Genomic DNA, 15194 nt, shown 5'->3' on the forward strand with positions numbered 1-15194 from the left:
CACTTTTCAAAGTGAAGACAAAACAGCAACCAAGGTTGAACTCGTCATTGCGAGTTCTGGTTTTTCGCCGGATTCAAAATACAAGAACACTTGAATGTGTTTTTAATTTGTTTATCTAAAAGATAAACAAAAGATATTAAGAACTTTTAAATTTTGATTTATCTAACTCTTAAGTTAGTTAAATCAGTCAGCTTTCCAAATTGTTAAAGAGCGATTTCACGCTAATGCGTGTAACCATTTTTAAAGACTCTTAAAGGTGTTACCTAAAAGAACGTTTAAAGATGGTATCCCGTAGGGGAGTCGAACCCCTGTTACCGCCGTGAAAGGGCGGTGTCCTAGGCCTCTAGACGAACGGGACACTGGATACTCTAAATTAAAACCTAATTAATCTGTGTGAACACTCATAAATCGCAATCTATCGTTTAAGGAGGTGATCCAGCCCCAGGTTCCCCTAGGGCTACCTTGTTACGACTTCACCCCAGTCATGAACCACAAAGTGGTGAGCGTCCTCCCGAAGGTTAAACTACCCACTTCTTTTGCAGCCCACTCCCATGGTGTGACGGGCGGTGTGTACAAGGCCCGGGAACGTATTCACCGTGACATTCTGATTCACGATTACTAGCGATTCCGACTTCACGGAGTCGAGTTGCAGACTCCGATCCGGACTACGACGCACTTTTTGGGATTCGCTCACTATCGCTAGCTTGCAGCCCTCTGTATGCGCCATTGTAGCACGTGTGTAGCCCTACTCGTAAGGGCCATGATGACTTGACGTCGTCCCCACCTTCCTCCGGTTTATCACCGGCAGTCTCCCTGGAGTTCCCACCATTACGTGCTGGCAAACAAGGATAAGGGTTGCGCTCGTTGCGGGACTTAACCCAACATTTCACAACACGAGCTGACGACAGCCATGCAGCACCTGTCTCACAGTTCCCGAAGGCACAAGTCCATCTCTGGTCTCTTCTGTGGATGTCAAGAGTAGGTAAGGTTCTTCGCGTTGCATCGAATTAAACCACATGCTCCACCGCTTGTGCGGGCCCCCGTCAATTCATTTGAGTTTTAATCTTGCGACCGTACTCCCCAGGCGGTCTACTTAACGCGTTAGCTCCGAAAGCCACGGCTCAAGGCCACAACCTCCAAGTAGACATCGTTTACGGCGTGGACTACCAGGGTATCTAATCCTGTTTGCTCCCCACGCTTTCGCATCTGAGTGTCAGTGTCTGTCCAGGGGGCCGCCTTCGCCACTGGTATTCCTTCAGATCTCTACGCATTTCACCGCTACACCTGAAATTCTACCCCCCTCTACAGCACTCTAGTTCACCAGTTTCAAATGCGGTTCCGAGGTTGAGCCCCGGGCTTTCACATCTGACTTAATGAACCACCTGCATGCGCTTTACGCCCAGTAATTCCGATTAACGCTCGCACCCTCCGTATTACCGCGGCTGCTGGCACGGAGTTAGCCGGTGCTTCTTCTGTCGCTAACGTCAAGATATGCAGCTATTAACTACACACCCTTCCTCACGACTGAAAGTACTTTACAACCCGAAGGCCTTCTTCATACACGCGGCATGGCTGCATCAGGCTTTCGCCCATTGTGCAATATTCCCCACTGCTGCCTCCCGTAGGAGTCTGGACCGTGTCTCAGTTCCAGTGTGGCTGATCATCCTCTCAGACCAGCTAGAGATCGTCGCCTTGGTGAGCTCTTACCCCACCAACTAGCTAATCTCACCTGGGCTAATCTTAGCGCGAGAGGTCCGAAGATCCCCCTCTTTGGTTCCTGTCCGTAATGAACAAAAACATTATGCGGTATTAGCTATCGTTTCCAATAGTTATCCCCCACACTAAGGCATATTCCCAGGCATTACTCACCCGTCCGCCGCTCGTCAGCAAATTAGCAAGCTAATTTCTGTTACCGCTCGACTTGCATGTGTTAGGCCTGCCGCCAGCGTTCAATCTGAGCCATGATCAAACTCTTCAATTAAAGTTTTTTGGTTGCTCTGTCTTTTCTATAAGGAGAAGCAGAAACAAAACCGGCTCAATGATTAATACTGATTGTTACATAAAAGTAATTTTGTGTAGTCACTCAGTTCATTGATTATTTTGTTTGAATTCACTTCGAAAAGTAAAAGCAAACTAGTGATTATCAACTCACAAGTGCCCACACAGATTAATAGGTTTCAAATTTTTAAAGAGCAAACTAACAAGGCATACTGTGATTTGAATCACTCGCTCCGTGTCAGTGGATGCGCAGTATAGGCAATTAAGAATTTCGTGCAAGGCTTTTTATTAAAAATAATATCGTTCGAATAATAATTAAACAATCCGAGCAAATATCAATCTAAAAACACCATTTTATACGTGATTAACCTCATTACTCTTAGCTCCTCACTCTTTAATAGCTATGTTACAATTATCATCTATTCAAACTTTATTGAGATATACACATGAAAATCGGCATTATTGGTGCAATGGAACAAGAAGTTGCCATTCTAAAAGAACAGATTGAAGGCTTAACGACAACAACAAAAGCAGGATGTACTTTCCATACAGGTACATTATCTGGCACTGATGTTGTATTGCTACAATCTGGTATTGGTAAGGTTGCTGCTGCAGTAGGTACAACATTACTTATTTCAGATCATAATGTAGATCTTGTACTAAACACAGGTTCAGCTGGTGGGTTTGATTCATCACTAAATCTTGGTGATGTCGTAATTTCAACAGAAGTACGTCACCATGATGCAGACGTAACTGCTTTTGGTTACGAAATGGGTCAAATGGCACAGCAACCAGCTGCTTTCAAAGCCGACGAGAAATTAATGTCTGTGGCAGAGCAAGCATTAACACAAATGGAAAATAAACACGCTGTACGTGGTTTAATCTGTACTGGTGATGCTTTTGTATGTACTCCGGAGCGTCAAGCATTTATCCGCACTCACTTTCCATCAGTTATCGCTGTTGAAATGGAAGCATCAGCAATTGCTCAAACTTGCCACCAGTTTGAAATTCCATTTGTTGTTGTTCGTGCAATTTCAGATGTCGCTGATAAAGAATCACCAATGAGCTTTGAGGAGTTTTTACCTCTTGCTGCGCAAAGCTCATCAGAAATGGTGACTAAAATGGTCGCATTGCTAAAATAATTGCAACGTAATTGAGCTAACAAATTAGTTAGCTCAATTCTTTCCCTCTATATAGTAAACATATATGTCTGAAAAATTATCTCTACTCATTGCTGATTACTCTCTATTGGTTTTATGGGGAGCATTATTATTTCATTTACTTCTACCGATTCCCGTACATGCACACCCAATGACTATCTGGCGGAAATTCGCTGAACTGTTAGCCACAAAAGTAAATACAGCTCGCTCTTACCAACAACGCCTTCTTTCTGGCTTTCTAGCTTGGACGTTAATGATCATTCCTGCATTTATTGTGTGTATTGCCGCTCAACCAATCGCTTGGAACCTTCCGCTATTTAATTTAGGTCTATTGCTTATTTCATTAGAATGGCGAGGGGTTGAAAAACTCTGCAAAGCAACGATTCAAGCAATTAATCAAGACAATAAGAAAGACGCAAAAAAAGCACTACAACCGTGGATCAATAGAGAGGTTGAACCTTTATCTTTATTGGGCTTAGGTAAAGCAAGTGCAGAAGCAATAATTTTAGGCTATGCAAGAACGGTTATCGGTGTTTTATTTTGGTACGGTATTGCAGGAGGAATAGGTGCATTTATCTATCGCCTATCATTAGAATTAGCAAGAGCTTGGTCTCCTTCAAGAGATTCATTCAGACCTTTTGGTAATCCCGCATTAACTATACAAACCTTTCTTGATTTTATTCCTCTCAAACTTTTTAGTTTGCTGTGCCTTATTGGAAAGCATTTCCAAATAACACTTCAAACACTCAACCAACAACGTAAGAGTTGGGCAAATACAAATAATGCGTGGCTACTTATCATTATTGGTAAAAAATTTGAGCTTTCTCTAGGCGGTCCTGTTATTTATCAAGGCAAGAAAATCAGTCGTCCAAAACTTGGAGGGAAAATTGCGCCTTCAGCGATTCATTTAGCGCAAATACATCGTTTTTTAAGTTGGAGAATCGCTATCTGGTTAATTCTTCAAAGCACCCTAATGGTTATAATCAAACATGGGTTATAACTTTTTATTTCAACGACATCATGCAGTAAGTCATAGAGGACAAGATGTTAATCTATATAATTGATATGTTTGGTACCGCCATTTTTGCTATTTCAGGAGTGTTATTAGCAGGAAGATTAAAAATGGACCCTTTTGGGGTCACTGTACTTGCTAGTGTTACCGCTATTGGCGGAGGAACGATTCGAGATATGGCGCTTGGCGCTACCCCTGTTTTCTGGATTACGGATACCAACTATTTATTAGTCATCTTTGTTACCTGCATTTTAACCATGTTAATCATCAGAAAGCCCAAACGTCTTCCTTGGTATATCCTGCCAGTATCAGATGCCATTGGTTTAGCGGTCTTCGTTGGCATTGGTGTCGAAAAGGCACTGAAATATAATGCTGACCCTATGGTTGCAGTCATAATGGGAGTAATTACTGGTTGCGGTGGCGGTATTATTCGCGATGTACTTGCTCGTGAAGTGCCTATGGTTCTTAGAAGTGAAGTCTATGCAACGGCTTGTATACTAGGAGGCATTGTACATACTTCATCATTAGCCTTTGATATTGAAGGGTCAACCTCAATGCTTTTAGGCGTAGCTACAACACTAATCATTCGACTCGCAGCCATTCGCTGGCACTTATCCTTACCGACCTTCGCTCTTAATAAATAAAACGTTAAGCCAACTCTTTTCCATTATTGAGTTGGCTTTTCTTGTTTATTTTAAATTTATTGAACTTTTTTTTATTAAAAGGTGACAAAACGATAACTTCATCACATAGCAGTTAACCTAAAAACAAGCTAAACTCCTATGTCGTTATTTTTATGAATTCTTTACCTAATTAGTCGAATGATATTATCTAAATTAACTCGCATTCCTGTTATCCATCGCATTCTTATTGGTATTTGCAGTGCTGGAATAGTTGCTGCTGTAGCGACTATCCCAGATTCTGTCGCACCAGACTCCGGTTTTTATAAATTATCCGTTGGACAAACATACCCGATTGAAATTCGCCAAGAGTCCCTTATTTCTCATGAGCAAGCCTCTAAAAATAAACAACTCTCTTGGGAAACTTATACTGTAAAGTCTGGTGAAAGTGCTTCTGTACTATTCAGCCGCGTCGGTTTAACTGCTCGTCAACTTTATAACTTAACCAGCAGCGATAAAGAGATAGAAAATCAGCTCACTCGGCTTCGCCCAGGAGACAAATTAAAATTTGGCTTCAACAAAAACCAAGAAATAATTCAACTTATCCGTCCAATCAGTAAATTTGAGACATTTCGGATCAGCAAAGTAGGTGATAGCTATCTTGGTTTATTTGAAAAACAAGATATCGAAACACAACTTAACTACACCAAAGCAACGATTACATCCAACTTCTGGAATGCTTCAATAACTGCAGGTTTAAATGCCAACCAAATTATGGAACTGGCGGGGATTTTTGGTTGGGATATCGATTTTGCATTAGATATTCGTGAAGGTGACAACTTTAAAGTTCTTTATGAAGAGCGATATGTAGAAGGCGAATACGCAGGCAAAGGTAATATCATTGCTGCTTCTTTTACCAACCGTGGAGATACTTTTACCGCTATTCGTAATGATAAAAATGGCAATTTCTACGAGCCAAATGGCAGAGCAATGAAAAAAGCCTTTTTACGCTCTCCAATTAACTTCCGTTATGTAAGTTCTAACTTTAATCCTCGTCGCTTACACCCAGTGACTGGCCAAAGAAAAGCACATAGAGGTACAGATTATGTCGCACCGGTTGGTACGCCTATTTGGGCTGCGGGTGATGGTGTCGTAGATAAGTCGGGTTACAATAGATTTAATGGTAACTATGTCTTTATTCGCCACAGTAATACCTACATTACTAAATATTTGCACATGACTAAACGTTATGTAAAAGCAGGCCAACGAGTAAAACAAGGTGATACTGTCGGTACGCTTGGTGGTACAGGCCGAGTTACTGGCCCTCACTTACATTATGAATTCTTAGTTAACGGTGTTCATAAAGACGCTAGAACAGTCTCGTTACCACAATCAAAATCATTAACAGGTAACGATAAGAAAGAGTTTGAACTTGTAGCAAAAGAACGCCTAAAGCAACTTGAGCAGTACAGCCAATTTATCGTTGGCAAGCCCCCTGTACTAACTCACTAGTAAGTTAAAGTACGATAATGCCCTACGACGTCATGATCTGATGACATCGTAAGGCATTATTTTTATCTCTCGTTTGAGTATGCTTTATCTCTGCCTAACATCAGTAAACAAGGCGTTAATACTAACGTTAATACCGTCGCAAATGCTAAGCCCCCAGCAACTGCCGTTGCTAATTGTGACCACCACTGAGTACTAGGTGCACCAAACTCCACTTTTTGACTTACCAGATCAATATTCATTTCCAGTACCATTGGCATTAAACCTAAGATCGTTGTCACCGTAGTCAATAGCACTGGTCGTAAGCGTTGAACACCGGTTTGTAATATCGCATCTACTTTTTCAAGCCCTTCTTTACGTAACGTATTGTAGGTATCAATAAGCACAATATTATTGTTTACGACGATCCCAGCCAAAGATATCACCCCTATTCCAGACATGATGATCCCAAATGGGCGCTGGAATATCAGCAAGCCAGCAAAAACACCAACGGTTGAAAATAAAACTGCGCTCAGAATAAGAAAAGCCTGATAAAAACTATTAAATTGCGTTACCAAGATAATTGCCATTACAGCCAAAGCGACAATAAAGGCATTTTGAAGAAATTTAGCTGAATTATTTTGCTCTTCATTTTGCCCTCTTAATTTAAACTCAACATCCTCAGGTAAATCTAAAGAATTCAATGCTGATTCAATCTTTGGTAACTCAATACTTAAGTTATAGCCATCACTCATATCTGCTTTAACAGTTAAGATCCGATGACCATCAATTCGATGAATCGTATCTTGTTTATGAGTCGGAATGATCCGCGCAAAATTCGTAATGGGAACCAGCCCATTTGCCGTTTTTACTCTTAACTCATCAAAGCGCCCAATATCTCGATGCTCTTCAGGGAAACGAACAAGAATATCGACTTGTTCATCATTATCATCTGGTAAGTAATCACCAATTTTGAGCCCATTCGTAACAAATTGCACCGTATTACCAACCAGTGTCGCATCAGCACCAAAGCGCGCAGCATCATCTCGACGAATATCTATTTTCCAATCAATTCCTTGTTTATTCGAGGTATCACTTACATTGGTAAAGGCTGGATTAGCGTCAATCCACTCTCTCACTTTCATGACTGATTGATTAAGCTTCTCGCCATTTCTAGCACTGAGTTCGATAACTAAATCATGCTCACTCGGAGGCCCTGCATTTGGCGTACTGAACTCTAATTCAATACCTGCAATACCCTTTGTTTGCGCCCTTAAATCACTAATGATCTCTTTTACTGGTCGACGATATTGCCAATCGACTGGGGTGATCTGTATTTGTCCAATCTCATCATCACCTCCAGTTCGAGTGTAAATACTGTCTAACTCTTTCATCCCTAGTATTTGGTCTTGCACCTCAACCATTAATTTATCTTTTTCATTAATAGAGAGATCACCATGAGAGCGCACTTTGACCGTTAAGAACGGAGGGTCAACATCAGGGAAGAAGACGACACCTAAACCGGCTTTAGCGTAAGTAAAACCAATCCCAACCGCTAGCACAATTGCCAACAGTAAAATTTTAAACGGGTGTTTTAATGCCATCGATAGCGTATGGAAGTAGAGTTTTGTAATTCCTTCAGCCTGACTATAATCTCCCTGACTCAGGGCATACAAGCTCTCTCTCTTTTGTGGCAATACTTGCTGTGGCTTCCCAAATAAGCTCCCCAAAACAGGGACAAACAGCAGAGCCATAACAAGAGATGCACTCAATGTCGCGATTAAGGTGAGAGGCAAGTACTTCATGAACTCACCCGTAATATCTGGCCAAAATAGCAAAGGAGCAAAAGCGGCTAATGTCGTTGCTGTAGAAGCGGTGATCGGCCAAGCCATTCGCTGTGCTGCTTCTCGATATGCATCAATGCGATGCGACCCTTCTTGCATTCGTCGATCAGCATACTCTGTAACTACGATCGCTCCATCAACCAACATCCCTACGGCCATAATAAGAGAAAACAACACCACGATATTGATGGTTAATCCCGACAATGCCAGCATTAATAAGCCGGTAAGAAATGATCCTGGGATCGAGATCCCTACAAGAAGTGCTGTTCTTGCTCCCAAGATTGCAATAATAACAATCACAACCAGTAAGATAGCCGAAAGAATATTATTTTGCAGATCATTAAGCATGATCTTAACGTCTTTTGATTCATCCCATGTGTATTTTACCAATAGATTATTTGGCCATGAATCAAGCTCTTGAGCACCAGCTAAAACCGCTTTTACTATCTCAACAGTTTCAATAATATTTTCGCCTGAGCGTTTTTTGATATCTAAAACAATCGCCTTTTCACCATTTAGCCGGGCGTAACTGTTTGGGTCTCTAAAGGCTTTTCGAACCGTTGCAATATCTCCAAAGGTAACAACTTGCTTACCATCCACTTTAATCGGTAGCTCAAGGACATCTTTTAATGAATCAAAAACAGAAGGCACCTTAACTGAGAATCGTCCATAACCGGTATCAACAAACCCTGCGGCTACCACTCGATTATTCAGTGCTATCAGGTTATAAATAGCGGCTTGATCTAATCCGTAACTTTCCAATAAAAGAGGATCGACAATAATTTCGACCACATCTTCCCGATCACCAGCAATATCAACTTCTAGTATTTGCTTATAGCTTTCAAGCTTATCTCGTAATTTACGAGCTATTTGTACTGTTGTTCGCTCAGGAACGGTTCCATATAAGACAACAGACAACACCGCTTGTTCTGCTGCTAAAGTAACTTCATTGACAGTTGGTTCATCACTCTCTTCTGGTAAATCTGGCTTTACCAAATCAACCGCATCCCTTACATCCATTAACGCTTTATCTAAATCAGTACCCACGTTAAATTCTAATGTCACTGAACCATGCCCTTCACCAGCAACAGCTGTCATTTCTTTAATTCCTTCAATAGAGCGTAACTCTTGCTCCATTGGACGAACTAATAAACGTTCTGAATCTTCAGACGAAATGCCTTGGTGACTCATCGACACATAAATAATAGGTATCGTGATGTCTGGATTAGATTCTTTTGGAATGACTATATACGTAGATACGCCAGCCACAAGCAGTAACACAAGTAGCATCAACATAGTTCGAGCACGGCTTAATGCCGCATTAATAATAGCTAACATATGACGTCCCTACTTACGTTGAGCGTGAATGAAATCATCATCACGGACAAATCCTTGCCCAACAGTAATAATGTCGACTTCATCACCAAGTCCTGTTAACCAAATACCATCATCTTCTGCTTTTACTAATTGGATCGGCACAAATTTTACTTTCTGATCACTCTCAGGGTTCCCTTCACTCTGAATAACCGTTTTTACTCCTAAATCCCCCGCTTCATTTAGCGCTAACATGGCAGGAGAGACTTTTAACGCCAACTGAATATCGAGGTTTATTTCTACTTCAGAACTCATGCCTGCATAGATCTCTGCTCCAACATTCGGTATTTCAACCTCAACAGAAAAAGTGTTGGTCGACAATGAGGAAACACTCGATATATAACGAACATAACCCTCAATTGAAGAACCATTAATAAAGAATACCTCTGCTTTTTGACCTTTATTAATCTGCTCAATATGCCTTTCACTGGCGTTAACTTCGATAACTAAAGGATCTAATACCACCACTTTTGCCATAGGGTCACCACGACTGACAAAGTCACCTACTTCAACAAAGAGGTGTTCAACAATGCCATCAAAGGGTGCTGTGATTGTGGTATTTTTTAAGATGAGTTCAGCATTTCTTACGCTTGCTCTGGCTTCTGCCAAAGAGGCCTCTGCCTGACTAAAAGCCACTTCTCCTTGTAGACCTTTACGACGAAGCTCTTTTGCTGCTTTAAATTCTTTCAGACGAACAGAATAGATGGCTTTAGCTTGGCTTAAACGCAAATCAAGATCTGCCATATCTAGATGAGCAATCGGTTGACCTTTTTTAACCCTAACCCCTTTTCTTACTAATAAATCTTCAACTTGAGCAGCAACTTGAGCCCCTAATATCGTTTTACGATCAGGCGCTGTTCTTCCATATAATGAAATCGTTTTATGGGTGGGGGTTGATTCGAAGCGCTCAACAATAACATTCGCTAAAGGTACTTTTAAGGCTACGTTATCTGACTTTTTTTCTGTATTTTCAGCATGAGAAGGACCGCTCATTATCCAGAGAAATAAGCTCAAAAATAAAAAAGAAGAAATAATCCAAGGGCGGTGAATAAGATAGGAGAAAAATGCAGATGTGTATTTACCCATAGCAACAATCCTTAGTGCTTAGAAGGTAGGTAAACAGTAATACATCCTGATTTACTGTAAGTTTGAGTTATCTTTTATATCGTAAGTTTATAAAAAAAGGTAAGTAGAGAGTACTCAACTTACCTTTCTATCTCAGTAGTTACACACTAAATGATGCGCCACAACCACATGTTGTTGTCGCATTTGGGTTATTAATAAAGAAGCGAGAACCCTCTAGGCCTTCTGTATAATCAACAACACCGCCAATCAAGTACTGTAAACTCATTGGGTCGACAACTAAAGTTACGCCATCATTTACTAGCGTCATATCGCCTTCGTTTACGTCTTCATCAAAAGTAAATCCGTATTGGAAACCACTACAGCCACCACCTGTAATATATACACGTAGTTTTAGATTTGGGTTTTCTTCTTCTGCTATTAACGTTTTTACTTTTGCTGCAGCAACATCAGAAAACGTTAACGGCACAGATACATCACTCATTTCAACCTCTCAGATTGGTTTCCAATTCTATTTTAATTCTGATTATCTAATACCTGACTGTTTCATTCAAGTATTCAATACATCCATCACGCTTAACAGAGCTAGTTAGCTCTCATTCAGCATAATTATTTACTTATTAGATGGGGATTAATACGATCAACTCAAGCATTCTGATTCAATTTAGGTACAATAACTGCCAACTGGTCCAATTGATTACTACGAGGATATAAGTAATGACCAAATCAGCAGAACTATTTGCAAAAGCGCAAGAGAAAATCCCTGGTGGCGTTAATTCACCTGTTCGTGCTTTTGCTGGTGTTGGTGGCTCACCAATTTTCATTGAGCGTGCCGATGGCCCATTAATTTTTGATGCCGATGGAAAAGCTTATATTGATTACGTTGGCTCTTGGGGTCCAATGATCCTTGGCCATAACCATGCTGCTATTCGTGAAGCCGTAATATCTGCTGCACAACGTGGTTTAAGTTTTGGTGCTCCTACTGAAACTGAAATCAATATGGCTGAGCTTGTCTCTGAACTAGTACCATCAATGGAACAAGTTCGTATGGTAAGTTCAGGTACGGAAGCAACAATGAGCGCAATTCGTCTTGCTCGTGGTTACACTAGCCGTGATAAGATCATGAAGTTTGAAGGCTGTTACCACGGTCATGCCGATAGCTTACTTGTAAAAGCAGGTTCTGGTGCATTAACGTTGGGTCAACCTAGCTCTCCTGGCGTACCTGCTGATTTTGCTAAGTACACACTAACTGCAACGTTTAATGACTTAGCGTCTGTTCGTGAACTCTTTGCTGCAAATAAAGGTGAGATCGCTTGTATTATTGTTGAGCCTGTTGCTGGCAACATGAACTGCATTCCACCAGTAGAAGGTTTCCATGAAGGTCTTCGTCAGATCTGTGATGAAGAAGGCGCGTTATTGATTTTTGATGAAGTAATGACGGGTTTCCGTGTTGCAGAAAACTGCGCACAAGGTTACTACAACATCAAACCGGATCTAACTTGTCTTGGTAAAGTTATTGGTGGCGGTATGCCTGTTGGCGCTTTTGGTGGCAGCAAAGAAGTAATGCAATACATTGCTCCGACGGGTCCTGTATATCAAGCGGGCACCCTTTCTGGTAATCCTGTTGCAATGGCGGCTGGTTTTGCTTGTTTAAAAGTACTAACAGAAGAAGGCAATGAAAAACGCCTTGCTACTACAACGAAGCAATTAGCACTAGGCTTAAAAGAGCTAGCAAATAAACACGGTATCCCAATGGTTGTAAATTACGTTGGTGGTATGTTTGGTTTCTTCTTTACTGAGCAAGAAACAGTAACAACCTACGAAGACGTAACTAAGTGCGACATCGAACAATTCAAACGTTTTTTCAATCTAATGCTAAAACACGGTGTTTACCTTGCTCCTTCTGCATTTGAAGCTGGATTTACTTCTTTAGCTCATGGTCCAAAAGAGATTGAAGCGACACTAGAAGCCGCTGATCGTTGTTTTGCTACAATGGCTTCAGAAGCAAAATAAATCTAAAACGATAAGAAATTAATCAATGGTCGACTCTGTATTGAGAAGGCCATTTTTATTGCCAGAAATACACCACCATTACTATTAGTCCAATCATAATTACAGGAACAACTGGTAATTTTCTTTTTTTATTACTACTGCACGTCTCTTTATCACAACAGCCCATCGTTACTCTCCATTATTCTTGCTAAGCTAACCAAGTACCTATATAACTTAACTAACTATCAGTATTTATAAATAGCTAACCGCATCATAAGGGAATAATGTGTCTCATTTCAATAAACTAAATTCTAGCCATTGGGTTTTAATTGCTGCTTTACTTGCCGCGGGTTATGCGTGTTTTCTATTAATTCAGCCGTATTTAAATCCTATTATTCTCGCCTTTATTATGTCTTTGTTATTTGCACCTCTGCATAATAAAATCAGCGAAAAACTACCGAATAGCCCAAATAGTGCGGCTATTTTATCTTGTACTGCCCTGACCTTTATTATTGCTATTCCCTTATTTTTTGTCTTTGTTGCCATTGTGCAGCAAGGAGCAACCTTCTCTAAAGACGCTTATCACTGGGTCACAGAAGGTGGCGTTCAGACTTTATTTGAACACCCGATTGTCGCGCAAATATTAGCGTTTATTAATAAGCATCTCCCTTTTGATGCTATTGACCCTGCTGAAATCACTCAAAAAGTGGCTCAACTTGCTTCTCAAGTAGGAACAAAAGTGGTTGGCGTCAGTGCTCAAATATTGGGTGATGTGACAAATGTACTCGTGAATTTCTTCTTAATGCTATTCGTTCTCTTCTTCTTATTACGAGATCAAGACAAAATTATCTCAGCATTTCGCCATGTATTGCCTCTTTCAAGAAGCCAAGAAGATCGCTTATTGAATGAAATTGAAGAGGTTTCAAAATCAGCGATTCTTGGATCATTCTTAACCGCTATAGCCCAAGGTTTAGCTGGTGGTTTTGCTATGTGGTTAGCTGGTTTCCCTGGCTTATTCTGGGGAACAATGATGGGATTTGCCTCTTTCATTCCTGTTGTTGGTACTGCTCTTATTTGGGTACCTGCAACGATTTATCTACTTTTAACGAACCAATGGGAATGGGCTATTTTCTTAACCGCGTGGGGAGTTCTGGTTGTAGGTTCGATTGATAACATCGTACGACCATTATTGATGCAAGGTAACTCAGGAATGAATACGTTACTCATTTTCTTCTCTTTATTAGGCGGTATTCACTTATATGGCTTAATTGGTTTAATTTATGGCCCTATTATTTTCGCTTTAACTTTAGTTCTTTTTAATATGTATGAGACTGAATTTAAAACATTTTTAGACCAACAAGATAAGAATTAGCACCGTAAACTTTATCAGATAGAGGCTGGATTTCTTTACTCACGTAAACAGCCTCTTACTTTTCTTTTCCTTCCCCTTTCTTTGTGGGACAATCTCGTCAGTTTTTGTATTCTTTCGAGGCCATTATGTCTTACTCAGCTCCAAGTCAAATCACTCAACGTCAACTTGCTTATTTTGAAAGCAAACACGTTCTCATTGCTGGTGAACTTACTGATGATTTCCCACTTGAGTTAGTCAAACATTGTGCTTCAACGTCAATTTTCACGACTAACTATGGCTACTATAAGCAGTTTGAAAACAATGACAGTATTGACTGCCATTTTGGTTCTGAGTTAACTGAAGATACCAATGCCGATATGATCCTACTTTATTGGCCAAAAGCAAAAGCTGAGGCTGAGTATCTACTGACTATGCTTCTAGCCAAGCTAGGTAAAGATACTGAAATCGCTGTCGTTGGTGAAAACAGAAGTGGTGTAAAAAGCATTGAAAAAATGTTTGCCGATTTTGGACCAATCACTAAATTTGATTCTGCTCGTCGTTGCAGCTTTTACTGGGGGCAATGCACTGAATCAGTACCAAGTTTCAATCAACAAGATTGGTTTAAAGAGTACCAAGTTCAATTTGAAGAGCACACTATTGAAGTAAGAAGCCTACCTGGCGTATTTAGCCATGGTGAATTTGACAAAGGTTCTGAATTACTACTACAAACACTGCCATCATTGCGTGGACACGTCCTTGATTTTGGTTGCGGTGCCGGTGTTTTAGGCTCAGTAATGAAAACATTAAATCCTAAGATTCATTTAGATATGGTTGATATCAGCGCGCTCGCTATTGCCTCATCAATTGAGACTTTAAAAGCAAACGATCTTGAAGGTAATGTCTTCGCCAGTGATGTTTATTCTAATACTAAAGAAAATTACCAATTTATTGTGAGTAACCCTCCGTTTCATGCCGGTTTGAAAACTCACTATTCTTCAACAGAAGAGTTACTAGCAAAAGCACCACAAAATTTAACCCATCATGGGCAATTAATTTTAGTGGCAAATAGCTTCTTACAATATCCTCCAATTATTGAAAAAGCCTTTGGTGAATGCACAACATTAGCTAAAAATAATAAATTTAAGATCTACTCCGCACAAAAATAATCTAGCACCCCGCCGCAACTTACTATTCTGCTGCTTGATTTTTAACGTAACTTACGTATAAGAAGCAGCAGAGTTTCTCGTTAAAATTTCACTACCAAATACTTAC

At 40.4% G+C, this 15194-nt stretch carries 10 protein-coding genes, 1 tRNA gene and 1 rRNA gene; 7 read left to right on the top strand and 5 right to left on the bottom strand.

Annotation, left to right across the window (positions count from 1 at the left end):
- Nucleotides 1–282: 282 nt before the first annotated feature.
- Together AC2INI_RS11215 and AC2INI_RS11220 are read right to left on the bottom strand one after the other, a co-directional pair.
- Nucleotides 283–358 (bottom strand) — tRNA-Glu (locus AC2INI_RS11215).
- A 65-nt stretch (nucleotides 359–423) separates the two neighbouring features.
- A 16S ribosomal RNA gene (locus tag AC2INI_RS11220) occupies nucleotides 424–1981 on the bottom strand.
- Nucleotides 1982–2444: 463 nt separating this feature from the next.
- Between AC2INI_RS11220 and mtnN the strand changes: the two genes are divergently transcribed.
- From mtnN to shyC, 4 genes are all read left to right on the top strand, one after another.
- A complete protein-coding gene (gene mtnN / locus AC2INI_RS11225) occupies nucleotides 2445–3140 on the top strand; it encodes a 5'-methylthioadenosine/S-adenosylhomocysteine nucleosidase (RefSeq protein ID WP_486304852.1) in 696 nt (231 codons plus the stop codon).
- Nucleotides 3141–3204: 64 nt separating this feature from the next.
- Nucleotides 3205–4158 (top strand): cobalamin biosynthesis family protein, encoded by a 954-nt coding sequence (locus tag AC2INI_RS11230; RefSeq protein WP_486304853.1) that lies wholly within the window; start codon nucleotides 3205–3207, stop codon nucleotides 4156–4158.
- Between the two features lie 44 nt (nucleotides 4159–4202).
- Nucleotides 4203–4814 carry a TRIC cation channel family protein gene (locus tag AC2INI_RS11235; RefSeq protein WP_486304854.1) on the top strand — a complete coding sequence of 204 codons (612 nt, stop codon included), beginning with the start codon at nucleotides 4203–4205 and terminating at the stop codon, nucleotides 4812–4814.
- Nucleotides 4815–4994: 180 nt separating this feature from the next.
- Nucleotides 4995–6302, top strand: coding sequence for a peptidoglycan DD-endopeptidase ShyC (shyC, locus tag AC2INI_RS11240; protein ID WP_174213462.1), 1308 nt, complete (start codon nucleotides 4995–4997; stop codon nucleotides 6300–6302).
- A 62-nt stretch (nucleotides 6303–6364) separates the two neighbouring features.
- Here the strand turns inward: shyC and AC2INI_RS11245 are convergent, their stop codons facing one another.
- From AC2INI_RS11245 to erpA, 3 genes are all read right to left on the bottom strand, one after another.
- The gene (locus AC2INI_RS11245) at nucleotides 6365–9460 is read right to left on the bottom strand and encodes an efflux RND transporter permease subunit (RefSeq protein ID WP_486304855.1); all 3096 of its coding nucleotides are present in this window, start codon (nucleotides 9458–9460) and stop codon (nucleotides 6365–6367) included.
- 9 nt (nucleotides 9461–9469) lie between these two features.
- Nucleotides 9470–10582: an efflux RND transporter periplasmic adaptor subunit gene (locus AC2INI_RS11250; protein WP_486304856.1), complete on the bottom strand. Its 1113-nt coding sequence runs from the start codon at nucleotides 10580–10582 to the stop codon at nucleotides 9470–9472.
- Nucleotides 10583–10721: 139 nt separating this feature from the next.
- Nucleotides 10722–11063 (bottom strand): iron-sulfur cluster insertion protein ErpA, encoded by a 342-nt coding sequence (gene erpA, locus AC2INI_RS11255; RefSeq protein WP_045101254.1) that lies wholly within the window; start codon nucleotides 11061–11063, stop codon nucleotides 10722–10724.
- A gap of 233 nt (nucleotides 11064–11296) precedes the next feature.
- Here erpA and hemL point away from each other — a divergent pair, with 233 nt between their 5' ends.
- The 3 genes from hemL to rsmC all read left to right on the top strand — a co-directional run bounded on the left by hemL (nucleotide 11297) and on the right by rsmC (nucleotide 15088).
- Entirely contained in the window at nucleotides 11297–12592 is a 1296-nt protein-coding gene (hemL, locus tag AC2INI_RS11260; protein ID WP_122036194.1) for a glutamate-1-semialdehyde 2,1-aminomutase, read from the top strand.
- 265 nt (nucleotides 12593–12857) lie between these two features.
- Nucleotides 12858–13943, top strand: coding sequence for an AI-2E family transporter (locus AC2INI_RS11265; protein WP_486304857.1), 1086 nt, complete (start codon nucleotides 12858–12860; stop codon nucleotides 13941–13943).
- A 125-nt stretch (nucleotides 13944–14068) separates the two neighbouring features.
- Nucleotides 14069–15088 (top strand): 16S rRNA (guanine(1207)-N(2))-methyltransferase RsmC, encoded by a 1020-nt coding sequence (gene rsmC, locus AC2INI_RS11270; RefSeq protein WP_486304858.1) that lies wholly within the window; start codon nucleotides 14069–14071, stop codon nucleotides 15086–15088.
- The last annotated feature ends 106 nt before the right edge of the window (nucleotides 15089–15194 follow it).

Source organism: Aliivibrio friggae (assembly GCF_057368515.1).

What these genes read in the sequence shown, in the direction of transcription:
- mtnN (WP_486304852.1), top strand. Translation starts at nt 2,445, where the DNA reads ATGAAAATCGGCATTATTGGTGCAATGGAACAAGAAGTTGCCATTCTA.
- AC2INI_RS11230 (WP_486304853.1), top strand. Translation starts at nt 3,205, where the DNA reads ATGTCTGAAAAATTATCTCTACTCATTGCTGATTACTCTCTATTGGTT.
- AC2INI_RS11235 (WP_486304854.1), top strand. Translation starts at nt 4,203, where the DNA reads ATGTTAATCTATATAATTGATATGTTTGGTACCGCCATTTTTGCTATT.
- AC2INI_RS11245 (WP_486304855.1), bottom strand. Translation starts at nt 9,460, where the DNA reads ATGTTAGCTATTATTAATGCGGCATTAAGCCGTGCTCGAACTATGTTG.
- AC2INI_RS11250 (WP_486304856.1), bottom strand. Translation starts at nt 10,582, where the DNA reads ATGGGTAAATACACATCTGCATTTTTCTCCTATCTTATTCACCGCCCT.
- erpA (WP_045101254.1), bottom strand. Translation starts at nt 11,063, where the DNA reads ATGAGTGATGTATCTGTGCCGTTAACGTTTTCTGATGTTGCTGCAGCA.
- hemL (WP_122036194.1), top strand. Translation starts at nt 11,297, where the DNA reads ATGACCAAATCAGCAGAACTATTTGCAAAAGCGCAAGAGAAAATCCCT.
- rsmC (WP_486304858.1), top strand. Translation starts at nt 14,069, where the DNA reads ATGTCTTACTCAGCTCCAAGTCAAATCACTCAACGTCAACTTGCTTAT.